We start from the raw sequence: 19,834 nt of genomic DNA, 5'->3' as shown, positions 1-19,834 counted from the left end.
GCCCGTCCTCCCAGGGGTTTTTTGTGTCCGGCGCCCCATCGTCTCGTGATCGTCTCGCGCCCGGGGCGATCGGGCCGCACACGGGCGTGTCAATGGGAAGGCGGGGCCGATGGAATGCGGTCCATGGATTCCTCCACCCCATCCCATCCTCAGGAGACGCCCATGAAGTGGTACCTGTCCGTCCTTGGCGCGCTGGCCGTCTGGCGCCTCACCCACCTGCTGCACGTGCAAGCCGGCCCGCGCCGCGTGCTGGAGACCTTGCGGCGCTGGGCCGGCGAGGGCTCGTCGCTCGCCTGCTTCTACTGCCTGAGCCTGTGGGTCTCGGTGCCGGTCGCGCTGGTGATCGGGCAGGACTGGCTCGAGCAGGTGCTGCTGTGGCTCGCGTTGTCGACCACCGCGATCGCACTCGACCTGCTGCTCGACCTGATCAGCCGCAGCACCGCGCCGCCGGCCCACCTGCAGCTGCTGACGCCATCGCAGATGGCGCAGGCGATGGCGGCCCGCTACTTCGACGAGCCGGCGGTGGACGAGCCGGCCGAGCCCCCGTTCACGCGCACCGGCGCACGGACGCACTGAAGGAGGCTCGCATGCTGCCGTCGATCAAACGCCGCCTGGCGGCCCTCGGGCCGGTCGCGATCCCGTTCGCCGACACCACGCCCGGCATCTGGCTGCTGGAGACGCGGCGGCCGGTGCCGACCGAGGATGCGGCGGCCGCCCCTACACTGCACGCGCCCCGCATCAACACCCCGAGCCCATGGCCTGGAACGGTCGCCTGCAACTCCACTACCGCCACGACGCCGGCCGCTGCGTCGTCCACGACCGACACAGCGGGCCGTTGCGCGTCCTGCAAAGCCTCCATCCCGAAGGCCCCGGGATCTGCCACAACGTGCTGGTGCACCCGCCTGGCGGCATCGTCGGCGGGGATGTGCTGGCGATAGAAGCCACGCTCGACGCCGGCGCCCATGCCCTGATCACGACGCCGGGCGCGACGCGCTTCTACCGCAGCCTCGGCGAAACGGCCGTGCAGAGCCTGACGGCGCGCGTGGCCGAGGGTGCGCGCCTCGAATGGCTGCCGCTGGAGACGCTGTGCTACCGGCGCACGCTGGCCGAGAACCGCATGCGCTTCGAGCTGGAACCCGGTGCCGAGATGATCGGCTGGGACGTGCTGGCGCTCGGGCTGCCGGCCAGCGGCGAGCTGTTCGATGCAGGCCGCTACACGCAGCAGATCGAGCTGCCGGGCGTGTGGCTGGAACGTGGCACGGTCGATGGCGAGGACCGGCTGCTGCTCGATTCGCCGGTGGGCTTCGCGGGGCACAGCGTGCTCGCGACGATGTGGTTCGCTGGTGGCTCCGCATTGGCGGGCGCGCGGCGGGAGGTGTTGATCGATGCGGCGCGCGAGCAGCTCGAGGCACACGCGCTGCGCGCCACTGCCGGCGCGACGTCGCCGCATGACGAGGTGGTCGTGGTGCGGGTGCTGGCGCACCGCGTCGAGCCGGCGATGGAGCTGCTGACGGGCGTGTGGAAGCGCTGGCGAGAGATCGCGTGGGCGTTGCCTGCGCAGGTGCCCCGGGTGTGGCGCACCTGACGGACCCGGATCAACGGCTCAGCCTGATCCAGTTCAGGTTCCACCCGCCCTGCAGCGCCTTCACCGCGATCTGCTGCTGCCCGGCGCTCAGCTGCACCTGGTGCGAGACCGTGGTCCAGTTTTGCCAGCCGCCGGTCGACGGCACGCCGAGGCTGCCGTACACCTGCGTGCCGCCGGCGCGCTCGAGCTGCAGCACGCCGCCGCCGCTCTGGCTCGCGACGCGGTACTGCACCGTCCAGGTACCGGCGCTGGGCACGTTCACGTCCCACACCACCCAGTCGTTGGCGTCGATGTAGCCGAGGTTCTGGCCGCCTTCGGTGCAGGCTTCGGCCGTCATGCCCTGCATCACCGCGTAGTTCTCGGCCTCCAGCGTGATCGCCGAGCCCTGCAGCAGCGGCGTGCGCGCGAAGGTGGCGTCGTTGCGGTCACCGTCGCTCGCGATGCTCTCGACGTACAGCAGCGAGTTGCGGTGGCGCAGGTAGCGGCCGGGGAAGTTCCACGATTCGAACGAGGTCGCGCCGGCATTGGCCAGGCCCGCGCGCTGGTTGAAGGTGGCGTCCTGGCGGAACAGCGTCGAGTTGTCGTTGGCATCGAGCCAGACCTCGCCGTTGCGATGGCGCAAGTAGCTGTTCGGATAGTTCACCGACTGGAACGAGACGCCGCCGCCGGCCAGGCCCGGCACCATCGTCCAGTTGCCGTCGGCGATCGGCGAGACGCTGCCGGCCGGGTCGATGCGGCCGCGGCTCGCCTGGTGGCGGATCACGTTGCCGTTGATGTTCTGGCTGGTCCAGGCCGCCTGCGTCGTGGTCGCGGTGCCCGGTTGGTAGACGCGCACGTAGTCGACCAGCATGCGCGCCGGCAGCGCCCCTTCGTCGATGTTGAAGCCGGGCCAGTTGCCGCCCACCGCCATGTTCAGCAGCAGGAAGAAATCGCGCTGGAACTCATCGGTGCCGCCGGCGTTGTTGCTGATGTCGATCACGTGGTACTGCGCGCCGTCGACGAACCACTTGATGGTGTTCGTGTCCCACTCGACGGCATACACGTGGTAGCTGTTGATGCTGGTGGCCACGTGCCCGCCGTACGACGCGTAGCTGCCGTTGGCGGCCTGCCAGTGCACGGTGCCGTAGACGTCGGCGCCGGTGTTGATCTGCTCCATGATGTCGATTTCGCCCGACGCAGGCCAGCCGACCGTGCTGATGTTGCTGCCCAGCATCCAGAACGCCGGCCAGGTGCCCTGCTTGCCCGGCAGCGCAATGCGCGCCTCGATGCGGCCGAACTTGAAGCTCTTCCTGCCCTGCGTCTTCATGCGCGCCGAGGTGTAGCGCATGCCGCCGAAATCCTCGCGCTTCGCGGTGATGACCAGCGCGTCGTTCTCGACCGTCGCGTTCTCGCGCCGGTAGTACTGCTGTTCGTTGTTGCCCCAGCCGCCCGAGCCGGTGCCGGTCTCGAAGACCCAGTCGGGGCTGATGCTGCCGTGGAATTCGTCCTGCCAGACGAGCTGCCAGTTCTGCGCGAACGCGAACGGCGCGCTGAGCAGGCCCATCAGGCCCAGCAGCAGCGCAAGCAAAGGTCGCAGTGTTCTCATGGTGTCCTCCAACGTGATGTGTGTGGCGATCGGCGCGGCTGCCGGGCACTCTGACGGTGCCCATCGCCGGATCCTAGCGGTTTTGCAAGCGGTTTCATAAAGCACCACCTTGCAACGCGCCGCAGCCGTGCGCCAGGGGTGGCACGATGGCGATCCGAACCACTCACCCAGGGAAACCACCCATGAACGCCACCCACACCAGATCGGGCATCACGGCCGAACGCATCGCGAAGAAGTTCCAGGGCCTGGCCCAGGCCAACGGCTGGGGCGACAACGCCGACGTGCAGGCCTTCGGCGCGCTGCTCGAGACCTTCTCGGAGGCGGTCGACGGCGAGCTCGATGCGCTGAAGATCCAGCTCACCGACGTGGCCGCGCAGGTGCGGGCGCTGACGCAGAAGCCTTCGCCCTGATTGGTGCCCCGCGGTCAACACCGTGGTCCCCGCCGCATGCCTTCCGCGGCGCGGACCCCGCTCCTACGATTTGCCCCATTCCGCACTCAGCAGAAACCGGGCACCCCAGCCGCACTGGGGCTCAAGGAGCATGTGATGACCCAACGCATCAACTACGTCCACCAGGCGCCCGAACTCTTCAAGAAGTTCGTCGAGTTCGGCGGGCTGGTGAAGGACAGCACGATCGAGGAGAAGATCCACGACCTGGTCTCGATCCGCGCCTCGCAGATCAACGGCTGCGGCTTCTGCCTCGACATGCACATCAAGCAGGCGACGATCCACGGCGAGCGCCCGCTGCGCCTGCACCACCTCGCGATCTGGCGCGAATCGACGCTGTTCGAGCCGCGCGAACGCGCCGCGCTGGCCTGGACCGAGGCGCTGACCACGCTGGCGCCGCACGGCGTGCCCGACGACGTGTACGAGCGCGTGCGCGGCCAGCTGTCCGAGAAGGAACTGACCGACCTGACCTACGCGGTGATGAACATCAACGCATGGAACCGCATCAACGTCGCGTTCCGCACCGTGCCGGGTTCGTCGGACACCGCGTTCGGCCTCGACAAGGCCAGGCTCAGCTGACCCCCGGCACCGCCCCGAACGGCGGGCACTCGAGGTCGAGCGCGCGCGTCTCGGTGGTCATGTGGTCGATGAACACCCGGATGCGCGCCGGCAGCTGGCGCCGGCTCAGCCAGCACAGCCAGTGGCCGCGGTCGTCCGGCGCCTGGCCGCCCAGGCAGGACACCAGCTCGCCGCTGCGCAGCAGCTCGCAGGCCTGGTAGGCGGCCACCTGCGCCAGGCCCTGGCCGTCGAGTGCCGCCTGCAGCGCCAGCTCGACATCGTTGAAGGTGTGGCGTGACGGCGGCACCAGCTTGCGCGGCTGGCCGTCGACCTTGAACTCCCAATCGCGCACCCGCCCGGAGGCCAGCCGCACGTTGATGCAGTGGTGCGCGGCCAGCTGGTCGACGCTGCGCGGCAGGCCGTGCCGGCGCGCGTAGGCGGGCGACGCCACCACCAGCACCTGCATCGGCACCAGCTGCCTGGCGATCACCTGGCTGTCGTCCATGCGGCCGTCGCGGAAGGCCACGTCGATGCCGTCGGTCGTGAAATCGGCCGGGCGGTCGTCGAGCCGCAGGTCGAGCTCGATCTCCGGGTAGCGCGCCTGGAAGCCGCGCAGCAGCGGCGCCACCACCTTGCGGCCGAAGCCGGGCGCCGACGCGATGCGCAGCGGCCCGCGCGGCGGCCCCTGGCGCAGCTCGCGCATGTCGTCGAGCGCCTGCACGATGTGCTCGACGCCGACGCGGCAGTTCGCATGGAACAGCTCGCCCTCGCGTGTCAGCGCGGTGCTGCGCGTGGTGCGGTGGAAGAGCCGCGCGTCGAGCTGGGCTTCCAGCTTCTGCACGCTGCGGCTCACCGCCGAGCGGCCGATGCCGAGCCGCTCGCCGGCCTTCGCGAAGCTGCCCTCGTCGACGACGGCGATGAAGGCGACCACGCCGGCATAGCTGGCCGTGAAACTGGCCGCCAGCGTGTCGGCCGCGGCAGGGGAAGCGAGTGAGGTTGAGGCGTCCATGACCTGTAGAACACGCGAGCCCCCGGGTTTGTGACAGGCCGCCCCCAAAAAAGATTGGTGCGCGGCAGGCAACAGCGTGGTCCCTGCCGCAGGGCTAGTGCGGGCGGGATGCGCTCCCTAGCATCCGCTCCACCCTCCGCAACTCCTGAAAGCCCACCATGAAGATCGTCGTGATCGGCGGCTCCGGCCTGATCGGCAGCAAGCTCGTGCAACGCCTGGCCCGCAGCGGCCACGAGGTGCTCGCCGCCTCGCCCAATTCCGGCGTCAACACGCTCACCGGCGAAGGCCTGGCCGCCGCGCTGGCGGGCGCGAAGGTGGTGGTCGACGTGTCGAACTCGCCGTCGTTCGCCGACGACGCGGTGATGAGCTTCTTCCAGACTTCGACGCGCAACCTGCTGGCCGCAGCAGCAGCCGCCGACGTCGGGCACATCGTCGCACTGTCGGTGGTCGGCACCGAGCGGCTGCAGGCGAGCGGGTATTTCCGCGCCAAGGCAGCCCAGGAGGCGCTGATCAGGGCCTCGCCGCTGCCGTACACGCTGGTGCACTCGACGCAGTTCTTCGAGTTCCTCGGCGGCATCGCGCAATCGGGCACCGAGGCCGACGGCAAGACGGTGCGGCTGTCGCCGGCGTTCGTGCAGCCGATCTCGTCGGACGACGTGGCCGATGCGATGCACGACGTGGCGCTCGGCAAGCCGCTGCGCACGACGGTCGAGATCGCCGGGCCCGAGCGCATCCGGCTGGCCGAGCTGGTGCGGCGCTTCCTCGCCGCCAAGGACGACGCCCGCACGGTGGTCGACGACGCGCATGCGCGCTACTTCGGCGCCGAGATCGACGACGGCACGCTGGTGCCGGGCGACGGCGCGCGCCTCGGCACGGTGAACTTCGAGGCGTGGTTCGCCGCGCAATGACCCGCCTGCGCCCGCCGCCGGTCTCGCTGCTGGACAAATACCACGGGCCCGCGTTCGAGCCGCTGTACGAGACCACGGTGCGCGTGAGCGGCGGCGAGGCGCAGCACGGCCGCGCCTCCGGCATCGTGCGCTCGGACGACGGCGCGCTGCAGCTCGCGCTGCGGCTGCCCGCCGAACTGGGCGGGCCGGGCGGCGGCACCAACCCGGAGCAGCTCTTCGCGGCCGGCTATGCGGCCTGCTTCCATGGCGCGCTGAACCTGCTGGCGGCGCGCCACGGGATCGCGCTCTACGGCGCCGAGGTGGCGGTCTCGGTGGCCTTCGGCCGCGATCCGGTCGACGGGCTGCACACGCTGAGCGCCGAGGTGGCGATCGCCCTGCCCGGCATCGACCGGCCACTGGCCGAGGCGCTGGTGCGCCAGACCGAACGGCTGTGCCCCTACGCCAAGATGGCCCGCCAGGGCATCGCGAGCGTGGTGCGGCTCGCGCCGTGACCACGCCCTGCCGGCTTGTCACAGAATGGGTGACTCGAGCATCTGCCATCGATGGACACCGCCTCGCTCACCTTCAACGGCCTGCGCCCCCGGTTGCGGGGCATCGCCTACCGCATGCTCGGCTCGCTGGCCGAGGCCGAGGAGGTGGTGCAGGACGCCTGGTTGCGCTGGCACGAGGCCGACTACGTGGCGCGCGACGACCCGACCGGCTGGCTGGTCACTGTGACGACCCGGCTGTCGATCAACCGGCTGCGCGCCGCGAAGGTCCAGCGCGAGCACTATGCCGGCCTGTGGCTGCCCGAACCGGTGCTGACCGATGCGCAGGATTCTCCGGAGCAGATGCTGGAGCGCGCCGACGACCTGTCGGTCGCGTTCTTGCTGATGCTGGAGCGGCTCGCGCCCGAGGCGCGCGCGGCCTTCCTGCTGCGCGAGGTGTTCGATGCCGACTACGACGAGCTGGCCCGCACGATCGGCAAGAGCGAGGCGGCGTGCCGGCAGCTGGTGCACCGCGCCCGCGAGCAGCTGCGCGAGGAGCGGCCGCGCTTCGAGGTGTCGCCCGACACGCACCGGCGCCTGCTGGGGCGTTTCGCGCAGGCGCTGACCGGCGGCGATTTCTCGGCGCTGAAGGCGATGCTGGCCGACGACGCGGAACTGATCGGCGACGGCGGCGGCAAGGTGCCGAGCTTCGGGCGGCCGATGCTGGGCGGCCAGCGCATCGCGCAGCTGCTCTTCGCGGCGAGCCTGCGGCCGGAGGACGAGCAGCGCATCGAGCTCGCGCTGATCAACGGCGAGTGGGGGTTGCTGCGCTTCTTCCACGGCGCGCTGGAATCGGCGCAGTCGTACGAGACCGACGGCGAGCGCATCGTGCGCATCCATGTGCAGCGCAATCCGGACAAGCTGGTGCGGGTGGCGCAGGCGTTCGGAGGGTGCTGACGACTCCTTGTCATGTCGCAAAACGCCACATAAGATGGCCCCATGGCCAAATCGATCCGCGTGTCCGACGGCGTCTATGAACTTGCGGCTGCAGCCGGCGAGGCGGTGCACCGTTCTCTGGCGGAGCAGATCGAGTACTGGGTGCGCCTGGGTGCGGCCCTCGATGCGGCCGGCATCACGATGGAAGAGTCGCTGCTGTTGCTGCAGGGCGACCCGGGCGTCAAGGACCGGATCCTGGCGCACATCACGTCGGAGCCGGGCAAGACCCGCCGGCGCAAGACGTACACCGGCGCGGCATCGATCACCGCCAGGAAGGCGGAGTTCGAGCGCGCCGTCGAACGCGGCGAACGCGATCCGGAAAGCCTCTTCCTGTTCTCACGCGAACGGGTGAAGGCGGCCAAGGTCACCGAGCGCCTGCCGGCCAAGCCGGGCAAGGGGTGGTGACGCGGCGCAGGGCAGCCGAAACACCATGGCATGTGGTGGATCTCGGCCGAGGAATTCGTCAACGTCGACGTCATCTTCAAGGTGATCGGCCTCGACGCGAAGAAGGTCTTGCAGCGCGCGATGCACATCGAGTTCGGCCAGCACGGCTTCCTGGTGATGCATCCGCTCGACCTGCTCTGCAGCCGCGCGGCCAACCTGCATGAGCTGCCGGACAAGAAGAACGAGAAAGGCGCGCTGCAGTTGTCGCTGGCGATCGAGGTCGCGCGGAAGTTTCTGCAATCGGAGGCGGTGCTGGCATCACCCGCCGACACCGCCGCCGGCCGCAGCCCCCTGCAGACTCTCGTGTCGGAAATCGAATGCCTCGCGCTCAGCGACGCCGGCCGCAAGGTCGCGGCCCGCTGGGGGCGGCACGTGGCCGATGCGATCGACCCGAGCCTGATCCCGGCCGGCCCGTTCTGGACACGCAAGTGGCCGACGCTGCGGACCTTGATGTCCGCGGCCCATGCGGATCGTTTCAGGCCCCCGGACGCCTGAACCCAGCGCAGCGGGTGGTTCCCGCAACCCGGCCGCAACCGGGTCATGCTCACTGCACGCCCGGTGTCACGCTGAACCAGTTGAGGTTCCAGCCCCCCGTCTGCGCCTTGAAACCGAACTTGTGCGTGCCCGCGGTCAGCGTCAGCGTGGCCTTCACCGTGGTCCAGTTCTGCCAGCCGCCGGTACTCGGTACCGACACCGTCGCATACACCGGCGTGCCGCCCGCCTCCTCGAACGAGAACCAGCCGCCGCCGTCCAGGCTCGCGACGCGGAACGCGATCGTGTAGGTGCCGGTGCTCGGGATCGTGATCGGCGTGCCGGCATACGACAGCCAGTCGCCCGCATCGATGTAGCCCACCGACTGCCCGCCGCCGCTGTCGGTGGTGGCCTCGGTCTGCACGCCGCTCATCTGCGAGAACGTGCTCGCCTTCACGGTGGCGATCGCCGTCCCGCCGCTGTCGGCGCGCTCGACCTGCAGCCAGTTCAGGTTGAAGCCGCCGGTCTTGGTCGACACGCCCAGCACCTGCTTGCCGGCCTTCAGCGCGACCACGTGCGACACCGTCGTCCAGTTCTGCCAGCCGCCGGTGCTGGCGATGTTGACCGTGCCGAACACCGGCGTGCCGCCGCCCTGCTCCAGCTGCAGGCTCGCGCCGCTGCCGGCACTCGCCACGCGGTACGAGACGCGGTAGTTGCCGTCGGCCGGCACGTCGACCGCATAGGTCATCCAGTCGCCCGCGTCGATGTAGCCCAGGTTGCTGCCGCCGCCCGCATCGGCGGTGGCCTCGACCTGCACGCCCGACATCTGGCAGAAGCTTTCCGCCTGCAGCGTCGCCGGCAGCACGGTGTTGCTGCAGGTCGTCGGCGCAGGCGCCGGCCAGCCCTGCACGATGCTGCGCGCGAGCTTGCCCGACGCGGTCAGCGACGCTTCGGGCCAGCCGCCGGTGGCGCTCGCGCCGCCCACCAGCGCGGCCGAGCCTTCGGGTGCGTCGTCGAGTGCCCAGTTCGCATTGCTCAGCTTGCGCGCCTTCATGAAATCGACCCAGGCATTGGTCTCGGCGGTGGCCACACCGCCGTTGCCGTCGGCATTCACCGAGCCCCATTCGGTGACGAACAGCGCGAGGCCGTTGTTCATCGCGGTGGTCGCCTTGTCGCGCAGCCACTGGCCGTGCGTGCCGGCGTAGAAGTGCAGCGTGTAGGCGATGTTCGAGTAGCCGGTGATCGGGTCGCGCGACGCCACGTCGGCATCCTGCGACCAGTTCGGCGAGCCGACGATGATCAGGTTGTCGGGGTCGATCGCGCGGATCGCACCGATCACCGCCTGCGCATACGGCTTCACGTTGCCGCTCCAGCTCGCGTCGTTCTTCGGCTCGTTGTAGATCTCGTAGATGACGTGGTTGTTCTTGCCGTAGGTGCGCGCCATCTCCTGGAAGAACTCGATCGCCTGCGCCTGGTACTGCCAGGCGTAGTGCGAGTGCCAGTCGATGATCACGTACAGGTCGTTGGCGATCGCCGCATCGACCACCGCCTTCAGCCGCGCCTTGTTCGAGGCCGGGTCCTGCAGGTAGCCCCCGGCGTCCTCGACACCCATCGCGGCGCGCACCACCTTCGCCTTCCAGTCCGACTTGAGCCAGCCCACGGTGCTCGCGTTGTAGTACTTCGCGCCCGGCCAGCCGTTGTTGCTCCAGTAGTAGCTGACGCCCGACAGGCTGCCCGGCGTGCCGCCCACCTGCAGCTGGTTGCCGCTGACCGACAGCGCCGGCACGTCGGCCAGCGCGGGGCCGGCCGCGAGCACCGACAGCAGCGCGGCGGCGAGGCCCGCACGCAACGACGACACGGAATTCCTGTTCGACACCATCACGCTCCCTTCTGGTTTGAAACCGTTTTCAAAAATGAGGGCCAAGCGTAGGCGAGATTCGCGATGGCGCGCATCGCGCGCCGGGTAACAGCGGGTTTCAGTGCGCAGGTTTCAGTGAACCGGGCCCGGTCCCGATTCAGGCCTGCGGCCCGTCCGCCGGCAGCTGGATGCACACGGTCAGCCCGCCGCCGTCACGCCGCCTCGCGTCGATCCGTCCGCCGTGCGAGACGATCGCGCGGCGCGCGAGCGCCAGCCCGAGCCCGGTGCCACGCACCGACTCGCTGCCTTCGAGGCGCACGAAGGGCTCGAACATCGCCTGCAGCTTGTCTTCCGGCACGCCGGGCCCGCGGTCGGACACCAGCACCTCGAGCGTCTTGCCATGCGCGGGCAGCCGCACCTCCACCTCCACCCGCGTGCCCGGCGCCGTGTACTTGACCGCGTTGCGGATCACGTTCTCGAACGCGCGGTAGACCAGGTCGCCATTGACGTTCGCGACGAAGGCACCGCCGCCGCTGCGCAGCTCGACGCTGCGGCCTTCCGCGGCCCGCGCCTCGAAGCCCGCGTCGTCGGTGATCGCCACCAGCAGCTCGACGAGATCGACCCGCGCGGTGGCCAGCCGCTCGCCGGCCGGATCGTCGGCCGATTCGAGCCGGTGCAGCGTCAGCAGCTCCTCGACCAGCAGGTCCAGCCGCTGCACCTCGCGCTCGATGCGCTCGTGCAGCAGCCGCGCGCCCTCGGCATCCTGCCGGCTCAGGCCGATCGCCGCCTGCATGCGCGCCAGCGGCGAGCGCAGCTCGTGCGACAGGTCGTGCAGCAGCGTGCGCCGCGTCGCCTGCATCAGCTGCAGCCGCTCGGCCATGCGGTCGAACTCCTGCGCGACCGCGACGAACTCGTTGCTGCGCGGGTCCATCAGCGGGCGCACCCGCGTCTCGAAGCGCTCCTGCGCCGCGCGCTGCAGGCCCCAGCGCAGATGGCCCAGCGAACGCGACAGCACGCTGGCGACCCCGGCACTGAAGATCAGGCTGATCAGCGCCCCCAGCGCGATCGGCAGCAGCGGGAACAGTCCGTCGTCCGGTGGTGGCCGGTGCCCGGTGAAATGCAGCACCGCCACCGAGGCCCCGAAGGCCATCATGCAGATCGCCCACAGGCTGACGAACAGCTTCCAGAAGGTCGCCATCAGTCCACCAGCAGCTGGTAGCCCATGCCGCGCACGCCCTGGATCCACGATTGCCCGTCCGCGCGCGTGCCGAGCTTCTGCCGGATGCTGCTGATGTGCACGTCGATGCGCCGGTCGAAGCGCTCGAGCGGCCGGCCGAACGCGCGCTTCGAGATGTCCTGCTTGCTGACGAGCTGCCCCGCCTGCCGCGCCAGCACCTCCAGCAGGCTGAACTCGGTGCCGGTGAGCTCCAGCGGCACGCCGCGCCACAGCGCGCTGCGGCTGCCGGGCATCAGCTCCAGCGCACCGGCCTGCAGGCGCCGCGACGGTGACGCGCCCTCGTCGCCGGCGGGCGTGACGCGCCGCAGGATCGCGCGCAGCCGCGCCACCAGCTCGCCCGGCATGCACGGCTTGGGCATGTAGTCGTCGGCGCCCATGTCGAGGCCGACGATGCGGTCGATGTTGTCGCCGCGCGCGGTGAGCATCAGCACCGGCAGCCGGCTCGTCGCACGGATGCGGCGCAGCGCTTCCATGCCGCTCAGCTTCGGCATCATCACGTCGAACACCGCGATCGCGTAGCGCCCCGACAGCGCTTCGGCCACCCCCGCCTCGCCGTCGTGCACCGCGTGCGCATCGAAACCCTCGCGCTGCAGGTACTGGCCCAGCATCGACGTGAGTTCGGCATCGTCATCGACCAGCAGCACGGAAATCATCGGCGAAGTATGGCGCGGCGACAGCCGCCGACACCCTTCGCCCGCCCGCTTTTACCCAACTTGACGCAGCCGAACACCGCCCGACAGAGCGCTTTCCTACGATGAAGGCATGTCCAGATTCCTCGTCAAACCCGTTGCGCTCGGCGTCTCGCTGGCGCTGCTGCTGAGCGGCTGCGCAGTCGTCGGCCCCGACTACCAGGCCCCCGCGGTCGCCACCGGCAGCACGTGGCAGGCCGCGCTGCCGCACCACGGCAGCAGCGTGCAGCTCGCCAGCTGGTGGTCGGCCTTCGACGACCCGACGGTCGCGCGCCTGGTGCAGATGGCCGAGGCCGACAGCCCGTCGCTCGCGACCGCCGCGGCCAACATCGCCGCCGCGCGGGCCGCGCTCGGCAGCGCCCGTGCGTCGGCAGCGCCGTCGCTCACGGGCAGCGCTTCGGCGAGCCGGTCACACCAGCGCACCGACGGTGTCACGAGCGACACGACGACACGCAGCGGCGGCCTCGACGCCTCGTGGGAGATCGACCTGTTCGGCAAGCTGCGGCGCGGCCGCGAAGCCGCGCAGGCCCGCGTCGATGCGCGCGGCGCCGACTGGCACGAGGCCCGCGTCTCGCTCGCCGCCGAAGTGGCCGACACGTACGTGCAGTACCGCGCCTGCCGGCTGCTGGCCCGGCAGGACGAGAGCGAGGTCCGCTCGCAGCTGGAGACCGTGCGCCTCACGCAGGTCAAGGTGCGCGCCGGCTTCAGCGCCGCCTCCGACGGCGACCTGGCCGAGGCCAGCGCCGCCAGCGCCAACGCCACGCTGATCGCGCAGCAGACCGAGTGCGAAGGCCTGGTCAAGTCGCTCGTCGCGCTGACCGGTGCCGACGAACCGGCGCTGCGCACGCTGATCGACGCGACGCCGCCGGCCGTGCCGATCCCCGATGCCTTCAGCGTCGACGGCGTGCCGGCCGACCTGCTGCGCCAGCGGCCCGACCTGGTCGCCAGCGAGCGAGCGCTCGCCGCCGCCAGCGCCGAGATCGGCCAGGCCGAGGCCGGCCGCTACCCGAGCTTCACGCTGGGCGGCACGATCAGCGTGTCGTCCTCCAGCCTCGCCGGATCGACCCGCAGCGCGTCGTTCGGCCCCAGCCTGTCGATCCCGCTGCTCGACGGCGGGCAGGCGCGCTCGGCGGTCGACTCGGCGCAGGCCGCGTACGACGCCGCGCTCGCCGGCTACCGCAGCGCGGTGCGCAGCGCGGTGAAGGAGGTCGAGACCGCCCTCGTCAACCTCGAAGGCGCGGCCCGCCGCAGCCGCGATGCCCGCACCGCGGCCGAGCGCTACCGGCGCTACTTCACCTCGGTGCAGGCCGACTGGCGCGCCGGCCGCAGCAGCCTGATGACGCTGGAGGAAGCGCGCCGCGCCGCGATCTCGGCCGAGACGACGCTGCTGACGCTGCAACGCGACCAGGTGCGCGACTGGGTCGCGCTCTACAAGGCGCTGGGCGGCGGCTGGACCGTCGACACCCTGCAAGCCACCGCCCCTTCAACCCCCGGAGCCCGACCATGAAACCAAGCCTGAAGACCACCGCGATCGCCGCGGCCCTGCTGATCGCCATCGGCGGCGGCGCCTGGCAGGTGTGGGGCGGCACCGCCTCGGCCGCCCCGGCACAGGCCGCCACGCCGGCCGCCGCGCTGAGCGTCGCGCTGACCACGCCGACCCGCACCGCCTGGCCGCAGACGCTGCAGGCCAGCGGCACGCTGAGCGCCTGGCAGGAGGCCGTGATCGGTGCCGAGACCGGCTCGTTGCGCATCACCGAGCTGCTCGCCGACGTGGGCAGCCGCGTGCGCCGCGGCCAGCTGCTCGCGCGCCTGGCCGACGACGCGCTGCAGGCCCAGCTGCAGAAGCAGCAGGCCGCCGTCGCGCAGGCCCGCGCCGGCCTCGCGCAGGCGCAGATGAACCTGCAGCGCGCCGGCGCGGTCGACGGCAGCGGCGCGCTGTCGGGCCAGCAGGTCGACGACTACCGCATCGCCGAGGCCACCAACCGGGCGGCGCTCGCGTCGGCCGAGGCCGACCTGCTCGCCACCCGCATCCAGCTGTCGCAGACGCGCATCCTCGCGGTCGATGACGGCATCGTGTCCTCGCGCAGCGCGGTGCTGGGCAACGTGGTGCCGGCCGGCACCGAGCTGTTCCGGCTGGTGCGCCAGGGCAAGGTCGAATGGCGCGCCGAGCTGGCCGCCCGCCAGCTCGCCCAGGTGCAGGCCGGGCAGGTGGCGCACCTGACGCTCGCGAGCGGCCAGGTGATCGAAGGCCGCGTGCGCCTGGTCGCGCCGACCTTCAGCACCAGCACCGGCCGCGCGCTCGTCTACGTCAGCCTGCCGGCCGACAGCGCGGTGCAGCCCGGCCTGTTCGCCAACGGCAGCATCGACGGACCGGTGACGCCGGCGCTGACGCTGCCGCAGACCGCGCTGGTGCCGCGCGACGGCCGCAACGACGTGTTCCTGCTGAAGGACGACGGCACCGTCACGCGCCGCACCGTGTCGATCGGCCGGCGCATCGGCGACCGCGTCGAGGTGCTGACCGGCCTGAAGGACGACGCCCGCGTCGTCGCGAGCGGCGGCGCCTTCCTCTCCGAAGGCACGCCGGTGCAGGTCGCGCAGGCCGCCCCCGCCGTCAAGCTGACCCTGAACGACAACCCGAACCCGCAAGGCGCCCGCCCGTGAACATTTCCTCCTGGTCGATCCGCAACCCGGTGCCGGCCGTCCTCGTCTTCGTGCTGCTCACCGTGCTCGGGCTGATCGGCTTCCACAAGCTGCAGATCCAGGACTTTCCCGACATGGACCTGCCGACCATCATGGTGTCGGCCTCGCTGGAGGGCGCCGCGCCCGCGCAGCTGGAGACCGAGGTCGCCCGCAAGATCGAGGACAAGCTCGCGTCGCTGACGCGGCTCGACCACATCACGACCACCATCACCGACGGCACGGTCGCGATCACCGTCAGCTTCGAGATCGAGAAGGACGCCGAGGTCGCGCTCAGCGAGGTGCGCAACGCGGTCGACAGCGCGCGCGCCGACCTGCCGGCCAGCATGTCGGCACCCACCGTGTCGAAGAGCACCGCGGCGAGTTCGTCGCTGCTGACCTTCACCGCCGCCTCCGCGTCGATGGACGAACAGGACCTGTCCTGGTTCGTCGACAACGAGCTGACGAAGGCCCTGCTGTCGGTGAAGGGCGTGGCCGCGGTGCAGCGCATCGGCGGCATCGACCGCGAGGTGCGCATCGAGCTCGACCCGGCGCTGATGGCCGGCCTGGGCATCAGCCCGGCCACCGTCTCGTCGCAGCTGAAGGCGGCGCAGACCGACAGCTCCGGCGGCCAGGGCGACATCGCCGGCCAGCGGCAGTCGGCGCGCACGCTGGCCGCGGTCGGCTCGGCGCAGGAGCTCGCGGCGATGAGCATCGCCCTCGGCGACGGCCGCAGCGTGCGGCTCGACCAGGTCGCCCGCATCGTCGACGGGCCGGCCGAGCGCACGTCGCTCGCGCGGCGCGACGGCGCGCCGGTGGTCGCGCTGCAGGTGTCGCGCTCGAAGGGCTACTCCGACGTGACGGTCGCCGGCGCCGTGCGCCGCGCGGTCGCCGCCTTCGGGCAGGCCAACCCGTCGGTCGCGCTGGCCGAGGCCAGCAACACCGTCGCGCCGATCGAGGACAACTACCGCGGCTCGATGCACCTGCTGCTCGAAGGCGCGGTGCTCGCGATGCTGGTGGTGTGGTGGTTCCTGCGCGACACGCGGGCCACGCTGATCTCGGCGGCGGCGCTGCCGCTGTCGATCCTGCCGACCTTCGGTTTCATGGTCCTGGCTGACTTCTCGCTGAACACGATCACGCTGCTGTCGCTGTCGCTCGTGATCGGCATCCTGGTCGACGACGCGATCGTCGAGATCGAGAACATCGCGCGCCACCTGGCGKCCGGCAAGACGCCGTACCAGGCGGCGATGGAGGCGGCCGACGAGATCGGCCTCGCGGTGGTCGCGACCACCTTCACGCTGGTCGCGGTGTTCCTGCCGACGGCCTTCATGTCGGGCGTCGTCGGCAAGATCTTCCGGCAGTTCGGCGTCACCGCCTCGGTCGCGGTGCTGTGCTCGCTGCTGGTGGCGCGCCTGCTGACGCCGATGATGGCCGCCTACCTGATGAAGGCGCGCGGCGCGCCGGCGCCGCACGAGGCCGCCGACAGCGCGCTGATGACGCGCTACCTCGGCTGGGCGCGCAGCGCATTGCGCCGGCGCAAGACGACCGTGCTGGCGGCGCTCGCGTTCTTCGCGCTGTCGCTCGCGCTGATCCCGCTGCTGCCGTCGGGATTCCTGCCCGCGCAGGACAACGCGCAGACCCGCGTCACGCTGACGCTGCCGCCCGGCAGCACGCTGGCGGAGATGGACGCGGTGGCGAGCGAGGCCTCGCGCCGGATGCGCGCGGTGCCCGGCGTGAAGCAGGTGTTCAGCGCCGTCGGCATCACCGCCGGCGAGGACCACCCCGGCACCTCGTCGAGCGCGAGCACCAGCAGCAACAGCGCGACGCTGACGGTCGACCTGGTACCGCGCGGCGAGCGCGCGAGCAAGCAGTCGGCGATCGAGGCCGAGCTGCGCGGCGTGTTGCGCGGCCTGCCGGGCGTGCGCAGCGCGGTGGGCGGCGGCGGCAACGGCGAAAGCCTGCAGCTGACGCTGGCCGGCAACGATGCGGCGGCGCTCGACCAGGCCGCCGCGGCGCTGGAGAGCCAGCTGCGCACGCTGCACGGCATCGGCAACGTGACATCCAGCGCCGCGCTGCAACGGCCCGAGGTGCAGCTGACGCCCGATGCAGCGCGTGCCGCGGCGCTGGGCGTGACCGCCGGGGCCGCCGCGGATGTCCTGCGCATCGGCACCTACGGCGACTACTCGACGGCGCTGCCCAAGCTGAACCTGCCGCAGCGCCAGGTGCCGATCCGCGTGCGCGTCGAGGCCTCGCAGCGCGACAGCCTGGCCGCGATCGGCCAGCTGCGCGTGGCCGGCAGCGGCGGCAGCGTCGCGCTCGCATCGCTCGGCGAGCTGGCGATCGGCAGCGGCCCGGCGCAGATCGACCGGCTCGACCGCGAACGCAACGTGACGCTGACGGTGGAGCTGGCCGGCCGCACGCTCGGCGAGGTGCAGCGCGAGGCGCTGGCGCTGCCGGCGCTGCAGCACCTGCCGGCCGGCGTGCACCCGGTCGAGCAGGGCGAGCTGCAGCGCATGGGCGAGCTGTTCGAGAGCTTCGGCCTCGCGATGGCGATCGGCGTGTTCTGCATCTACGCGGTGCTGGTGCTGCTGTTCCACGACTTCCTGCAGCCGGCCACCATCCTGTGCGCGCTGCCGCTGTCGCTCGGCGGGGCCTTGTTCGCGCTGCTGGTCACGCACCTGAGCTTCTCGATGCCGTCGGTGATCGGGCTGCTGATGCTGATGGGCATCGTGACGAAGAACTCGATCCTGCTGGTGGAGTACGCCATCATGGCGCGCCGCACGCACGGCATGGGGCGGCTCGACGCCCTGCTCGATGCCTGCCACAAGCGCGCGCGGCCGATCCTGATGACGACGATCGCGATGGGCGCGGGCATGCTGCCGAACGCGCTCGGGCTGGGCGCCGAGGCGAGCTTCCGCCAGCCGATGGCCGTGATCGTGATCGGCGGGCTGCTCACGTCGACGGTGCTGAGCCTGCTCGTGATCCCGGTCGTGTTCACCTATGTCGACGACCTGCTGCTGGCGATCCAGCGGCTGCCGTTCACCAGGGCGACGCGGGCTGCGTCGGGTGCCCCGTCCAGCGCTCGATGACCGACGCCAGCATCGCGGTGCTGACCGGCTTCGTGACGACATCGTTCATGCCGGCCTGCAGGCAGCGCTCGCGGTCGCCGTCGAGCGCGTCGGCGGTCAGCGCGACGATCGGCGTGTAGCCGCCCTGCTCGCGCTCCCAGGCGCGGATCTGGCGCGCCGCGTCGTGGCCGTCCATCACCGGCATGTGCAGGTCCATGAAGATCAGGTCGTGCCGGAACTCCTGCGCGGCGCGGAAGGCGGCCGCGCCGTCGGACGCGATGTCGACCTCGCAGCCCAGCTTCACCAGCATGCTGTGCAGCACCATCTGGTTGACCGGATCGTCCTCGGCGAGCAGCACGTGCGCGCGCAGCGGGCCGCGCGGCTCGGCCGCTTCGGCAGGCAGCGCCGACAGCGTGGTGGCGGCCGGTGCCGGCGTCGCGGTCGACTTCTTCATGTCCAGCTCGACCCAGAAGGCCGAGCCGACGCCCGGCTCGCTGGTGACGCCCAGGCGCCCGTCCATCAGCTCCACCAGCTGCTTGACGATCGCGAGGCCCAGCCCGGTGCCGCCGTGGCGGCGCGTGCTGCTGCCGTCGACCTGCGTGAACGCATCGAAGATCAGCCCGAGCTTGTCGGCCGCGATGCCGATGCCGGTGTCCTCGACCCGAAAGCGCAGCCGCACCGCCTCGGGCGTGTCGGCGAGCAGCGTGACGACCAGCGCGACCGTGCCGCGCTCGGTGAACTTGATCGCGTTGTGCAGCAGGTTGACCAGCACCTGCCGCACCCGCACCGGATCGCACTCGACGACGGCCGGCAGCGCGGTGGGCAGCGAGCAGCTCAGCGTCACCGGCTTGTCGCGGCCGGCGAAGCTCATCAGCTCGACGGTCTCGGCCGCGAGCGTGCCCACGTCGACCGCGACCGGGTGCAGCGTGAGCTTGCGGGCCTCGATGCGCGACAGGTCGAGCACATCGTCGATCAGCGCGAGCAGCGCCATCGCCGAGCGGTGCGCGGTCTTCGCGTAGCGGTGCTGGTCGGGCTGCAGCCCGGTCGTCAGCAGCAGCTCGGTGGTGCCGAGGATGCCGTTCATCGGCGTGCGGATCTCGTGGCTCACCATCGCGAGGAACTGCGACTTGGCGCGGCTCGCCTGCTCGAGGCTGTCGACCATCTCGCGCGCCGAGCGCACCGCGATGCTCATGCGGTTGCGCAGCCGCTCGATCACCAGGCCCGTCACCGACAGGTAGGCGCCGAGCACGTACATCGTCGCGGCGATCGCGAGCCGCTCGAGCCACTGCACCGCGGCCGGCTCCCAGGTCCACAGCCACAGTGCGTAGACCAGGTAGGCGACCACCGCCACGTGGTTGAACCAGAATGCGCGCCGGAAGCCGAAGCCGACCTGGTCGGCCACCCGCATCAGCAGCAGGTAGGCGAAGAAGAGGTTGGATTTCTCGAGGTAGTGCAGGTTCGCGATCCACACCAGCACGTCGACGTGGAACAGCAGCAGGCTCAGGTCGAGCCGGCCGGTGCGCTTCCAGCCGATGCGCAGCGCGATCCAGCCGAGCGCGGCGTACAGCAGGTTGATGCCGATCAGCGCGAGCTGCAGCGGCGCGAGCACCGTGCCCTCGCGCCACGCCTGCAGCACGACCATCAGGCAGACGATCACGAAGCCGACGGCGCGGATCGCCGGGATCTGGACGGTGTGGACTCGGCGCGCGTTCGCAGCCTTGCGCGCGGCCAGTTCGCCGGCCTCGAACGCGAGGCCGGGCTCGTCGCCGGGACCGGGGGCTGTCGTCTCCACGTCGCGCCTTTGCGGTGATGCGCTTTGCTGGGTGTGCGGAGGATG

18 protein-coding genes are annotated in these 19,834 nt (G+C 71.1%); 12 read left to right on the top strand and 6 right to left on the bottom strand.

The genetic code is table 11. The features are described 5' to 3' along the window. Window positions 1–162 precede the first annotated feature (162 nt). The gene (locus AC1D1T_RS00270) at window positions 163–576 is read left to right on the top strand and encodes a hypothetical protein (protein WP_477827058.1); all 414 of its coding nucleotides are present in this window, start codon (window positions 163–165) and stop codon (window positions 574–576) included. Window positions 577–754: 178 nt separating this feature from the next. Beyond that, window positions 755–1,585, top strand: a complete 831-nt coding sequence (locus AC1D1T_RS00265; RefSeq protein ID WP_477838385.1) for an urease accessory protein UreD — start codon at window positions 755–757, stop codon at window positions 1,583–1,585. 10 nt (window positions 1,586–1,595) lie between these two features. Here AC1D1T_RS00265 and AC1D1T_RS00260 read toward each other — a convergent pair whose 3' ends face one another. Continuing rightward, window positions 1,596–3,170, bottom strand: a complete 1,575-nt coding sequence (locus AC1D1T_RS00260) for an AbfB domain-containing protein (protein ID WP_477826212.1) — start codon at window positions 3,168–3,170, stop codon at window positions 1,596–1,598. Between the two features lie 182 nt (window positions 3,171–3,352). Here AC1D1T_RS00260 and AC1D1T_RS00255 point away from each other — a divergent pair, with 182 nt between their 5' ends. Both AC1D1T_RS00255 and AC1D1T_RS00250 read left to right on the top strand, forming a co-directional pair. Next, window positions 3,353–3,580: a hypothetical protein gene (locus AC1D1T_RS00255; RefSeq protein WP_047506772.1), complete on the top strand. Its 228-nt coding sequence runs from the start codon at window positions 3,353–3,355 to the stop codon at window positions 3,578–3,580. Window positions 3,581–3,715: 135 nt separating this feature from the next. Continuing rightward, entirely contained in the window at window positions 3,716–4,195 is a 480-nt protein-coding gene (locus AC1D1T_RS00250) for a carboxymuconolactone decarboxylase family protein (RefSeq protein ID WP_477838384.1), read from the top strand. Here AC1D1T_RS00250 and AC1D1T_RS00245 read toward each other — a convergent pair. After that, entirely contained in the window at window positions 4,188–5,183 is a 996-nt protein-coding gene (locus tag AC1D1T_RS00245) for a LysR family transcriptional regulator (protein WP_477826210.1), read from the bottom strand. The genes AC1D1T_RS00250 and AC1D1T_RS00245 overlap by 8 nt on opposite strands. 158 nt (window positions 5,184–5,341) lie before the next feature. Between AC1D1T_RS00245 and AC1D1T_RS00240 the strand changes: the two genes are divergently transcribed. Genes AC1D1T_RS00240 through AC1D1T_RS00220 form a run of 5 tightly spaced genes read left to right on the top strand, consistent with a single transcriptional unit; the run spans window position 5,342 to window position 8,493 of the window. Then, window positions 5,342–6,091 (top strand): SDR family oxidoreductase, encoded by a 750-nt coding sequence (locus AC1D1T_RS00240; RefSeq protein ID WP_477826209.1) that lies wholly within the window; start codon window positions 5,342–5,344, stop codon window positions 6,089–6,091. Beyond that, window positions 6,088–6,582 (top strand): Ohr family peroxiredoxin, encoded by a 495-nt coding sequence (locus tag AC1D1T_RS00235; RefSeq protein WP_477826208.1) that lies wholly within the window; start codon window positions 6,088–6,090, stop codon window positions 6,580–6,582. The genes AC1D1T_RS00240 and AC1D1T_RS00235 overlap by 4 nt, the downstream gene beginning before the upstream one ends. A 51-nt stretch (window positions 6,583–6,633) precedes the next feature. Next, complete coding sequence (locus tag AC1D1T_RS00230) at window positions 6,634–7,515, top strand: RNA polymerase sigma-70 factor (RefSeq protein ID WP_477826207.1); 882 nt, start codon at window positions 6,634–6,636, stop codon at window positions 7,513–7,515. 42 nt (window positions 7,516–7,557) lie between these two features. Continuing rightward, window positions 7,558–7,959, top strand: a complete 402-nt coding sequence (locus AC1D1T_RS00225) for a TA system antitoxin ParD family protein (protein WP_477826206.1) — start codon at window positions 7,558–7,560, stop codon at window positions 7,957–7,959. 30 nt (window positions 7,960–7,989) lie between these two features. Beyond that, window positions 7,990–8,493 (top strand): hypothetical protein, encoded by a 504-nt coding sequence (locus AC1D1T_RS00220; RefSeq protein WP_477838376.1) that lies wholly within the window; start codon window positions 7,990–7,992, stop codon window positions 8,491–8,493. 49 nt (window positions 8,494–8,542) lie between these two features. Here the strand turns inward: AC1D1T_RS00220 and AC1D1T_RS00215 are convergent, their stop codons facing one another. The 3 genes from AC1D1T_RS00215 to AC1D1T_RS00205 form a co-directional block, all read right to left on the bottom strand. Beyond that, complete coding sequence (locus AC1D1T_RS00215; RefSeq protein WP_477825561.1) at window positions 8,543–10,345, bottom strand: carbohydrate-binding protein; 1,803 nt, start codon at window positions 10,343–10,345, stop codon at window positions 8,543–8,545. Window positions 10,346–10,484: 139 nt separating this feature from the next. Continuing rightward, window positions 10,485–11,525 carry a sensor histidine kinase gene (locus AC1D1T_RS00210; RefSeq protein ID WP_477838372.1) on the bottom strand — a complete coding sequence of 347 codons (1,041 nt, stop codon included), beginning with the start codon at window positions 11,523–11,525 and terminating at the stop codon, window positions 10,485–10,487. After that, a complete protein-coding gene (locus AC1D1T_RS00205; protein WP_047506747.1) occupies window positions 11,525–12,217 on the bottom strand; it encodes a response regulator in 693 nt (230 codons plus the stop codon). Before AC1D1T_RS00205 ends, AC1D1T_RS00210 begins: the two co-directional genes overlap by 1 nt. Before the next feature lie 109 nt (window positions 12,218–12,326). Between AC1D1T_RS00205 and AC1D1T_RS00200 the strand changes: the two genes are divergently transcribed. Genes AC1D1T_RS00200 through AC1D1T_RS00190 form a run of 3 tightly spaced genes read left to right on the top strand, consistent with a single transcriptional unit; the run spans window position 12,327 to window position 18,018 of the window. Beyond that, window positions 12,327–13,760 (top strand): efflux transporter outer membrane subunit, encoded by a 1,434-nt coding sequence (locus AC1D1T_RS00200; protein ID WP_477991183.1) that lies wholly within the window; start codon window positions 12,327–12,329, stop codon window positions 13,758–13,760. Continuing rightward, window positions 13,757–14,914, top strand: coding sequence for an efflux RND transporter periplasmic adaptor subunit (locus AC1D1T_RS00195; RefSeq protein WP_477825564.1), 1,158 nt, complete (start codon window positions 13,757–13,759; stop codon window positions 14,912–14,914). Before AC1D1T_RS00200 ends, AC1D1T_RS00195 begins: the two co-directional genes overlap by 4 nt. After that, window positions 14,911–18,018 carry an efflux RND transporter permease subunit gene (locus AC1D1T_RS00190; protein WP_477991181.1) on the top strand — a complete coding sequence of 1,036 codons (3,108 nt, stop codon included), beginning with the start codon at window positions 14,911–14,913 and terminating at the stop codon, window positions 18,016–18,018. The genes AC1D1T_RS00195 and AC1D1T_RS00190 overlap by 4 nt, the downstream gene beginning before the upstream one ends. Here AC1D1T_RS00190 and AC1D1T_RS00185 read toward each other — a convergent pair. Continuing rightward, window positions 17,969–19,789 carry an ATP-binding protein gene (locus AC1D1T_RS00185; protein ID WP_465112793.1) on the bottom strand — a complete coding sequence of 607 codons (1,821 nt, stop codon included), beginning with the start codon at window positions 19,787–19,789 and terminating at the stop codon, window positions 17,969–17,971. The two genes, AC1D1T_RS00190 and AC1D1T_RS00185, sit on opposite strands and share 50 nt — an antisense overlap. Window positions 19,790–19,834: the final 45 nt, after the last annotated feature.

Source organism: Rhizobacter sp. P2_H3, from assembly GCF_056403355.1.
This window is presented reverse-complemented; position numbering and strand designations above follow the sequence as displayed.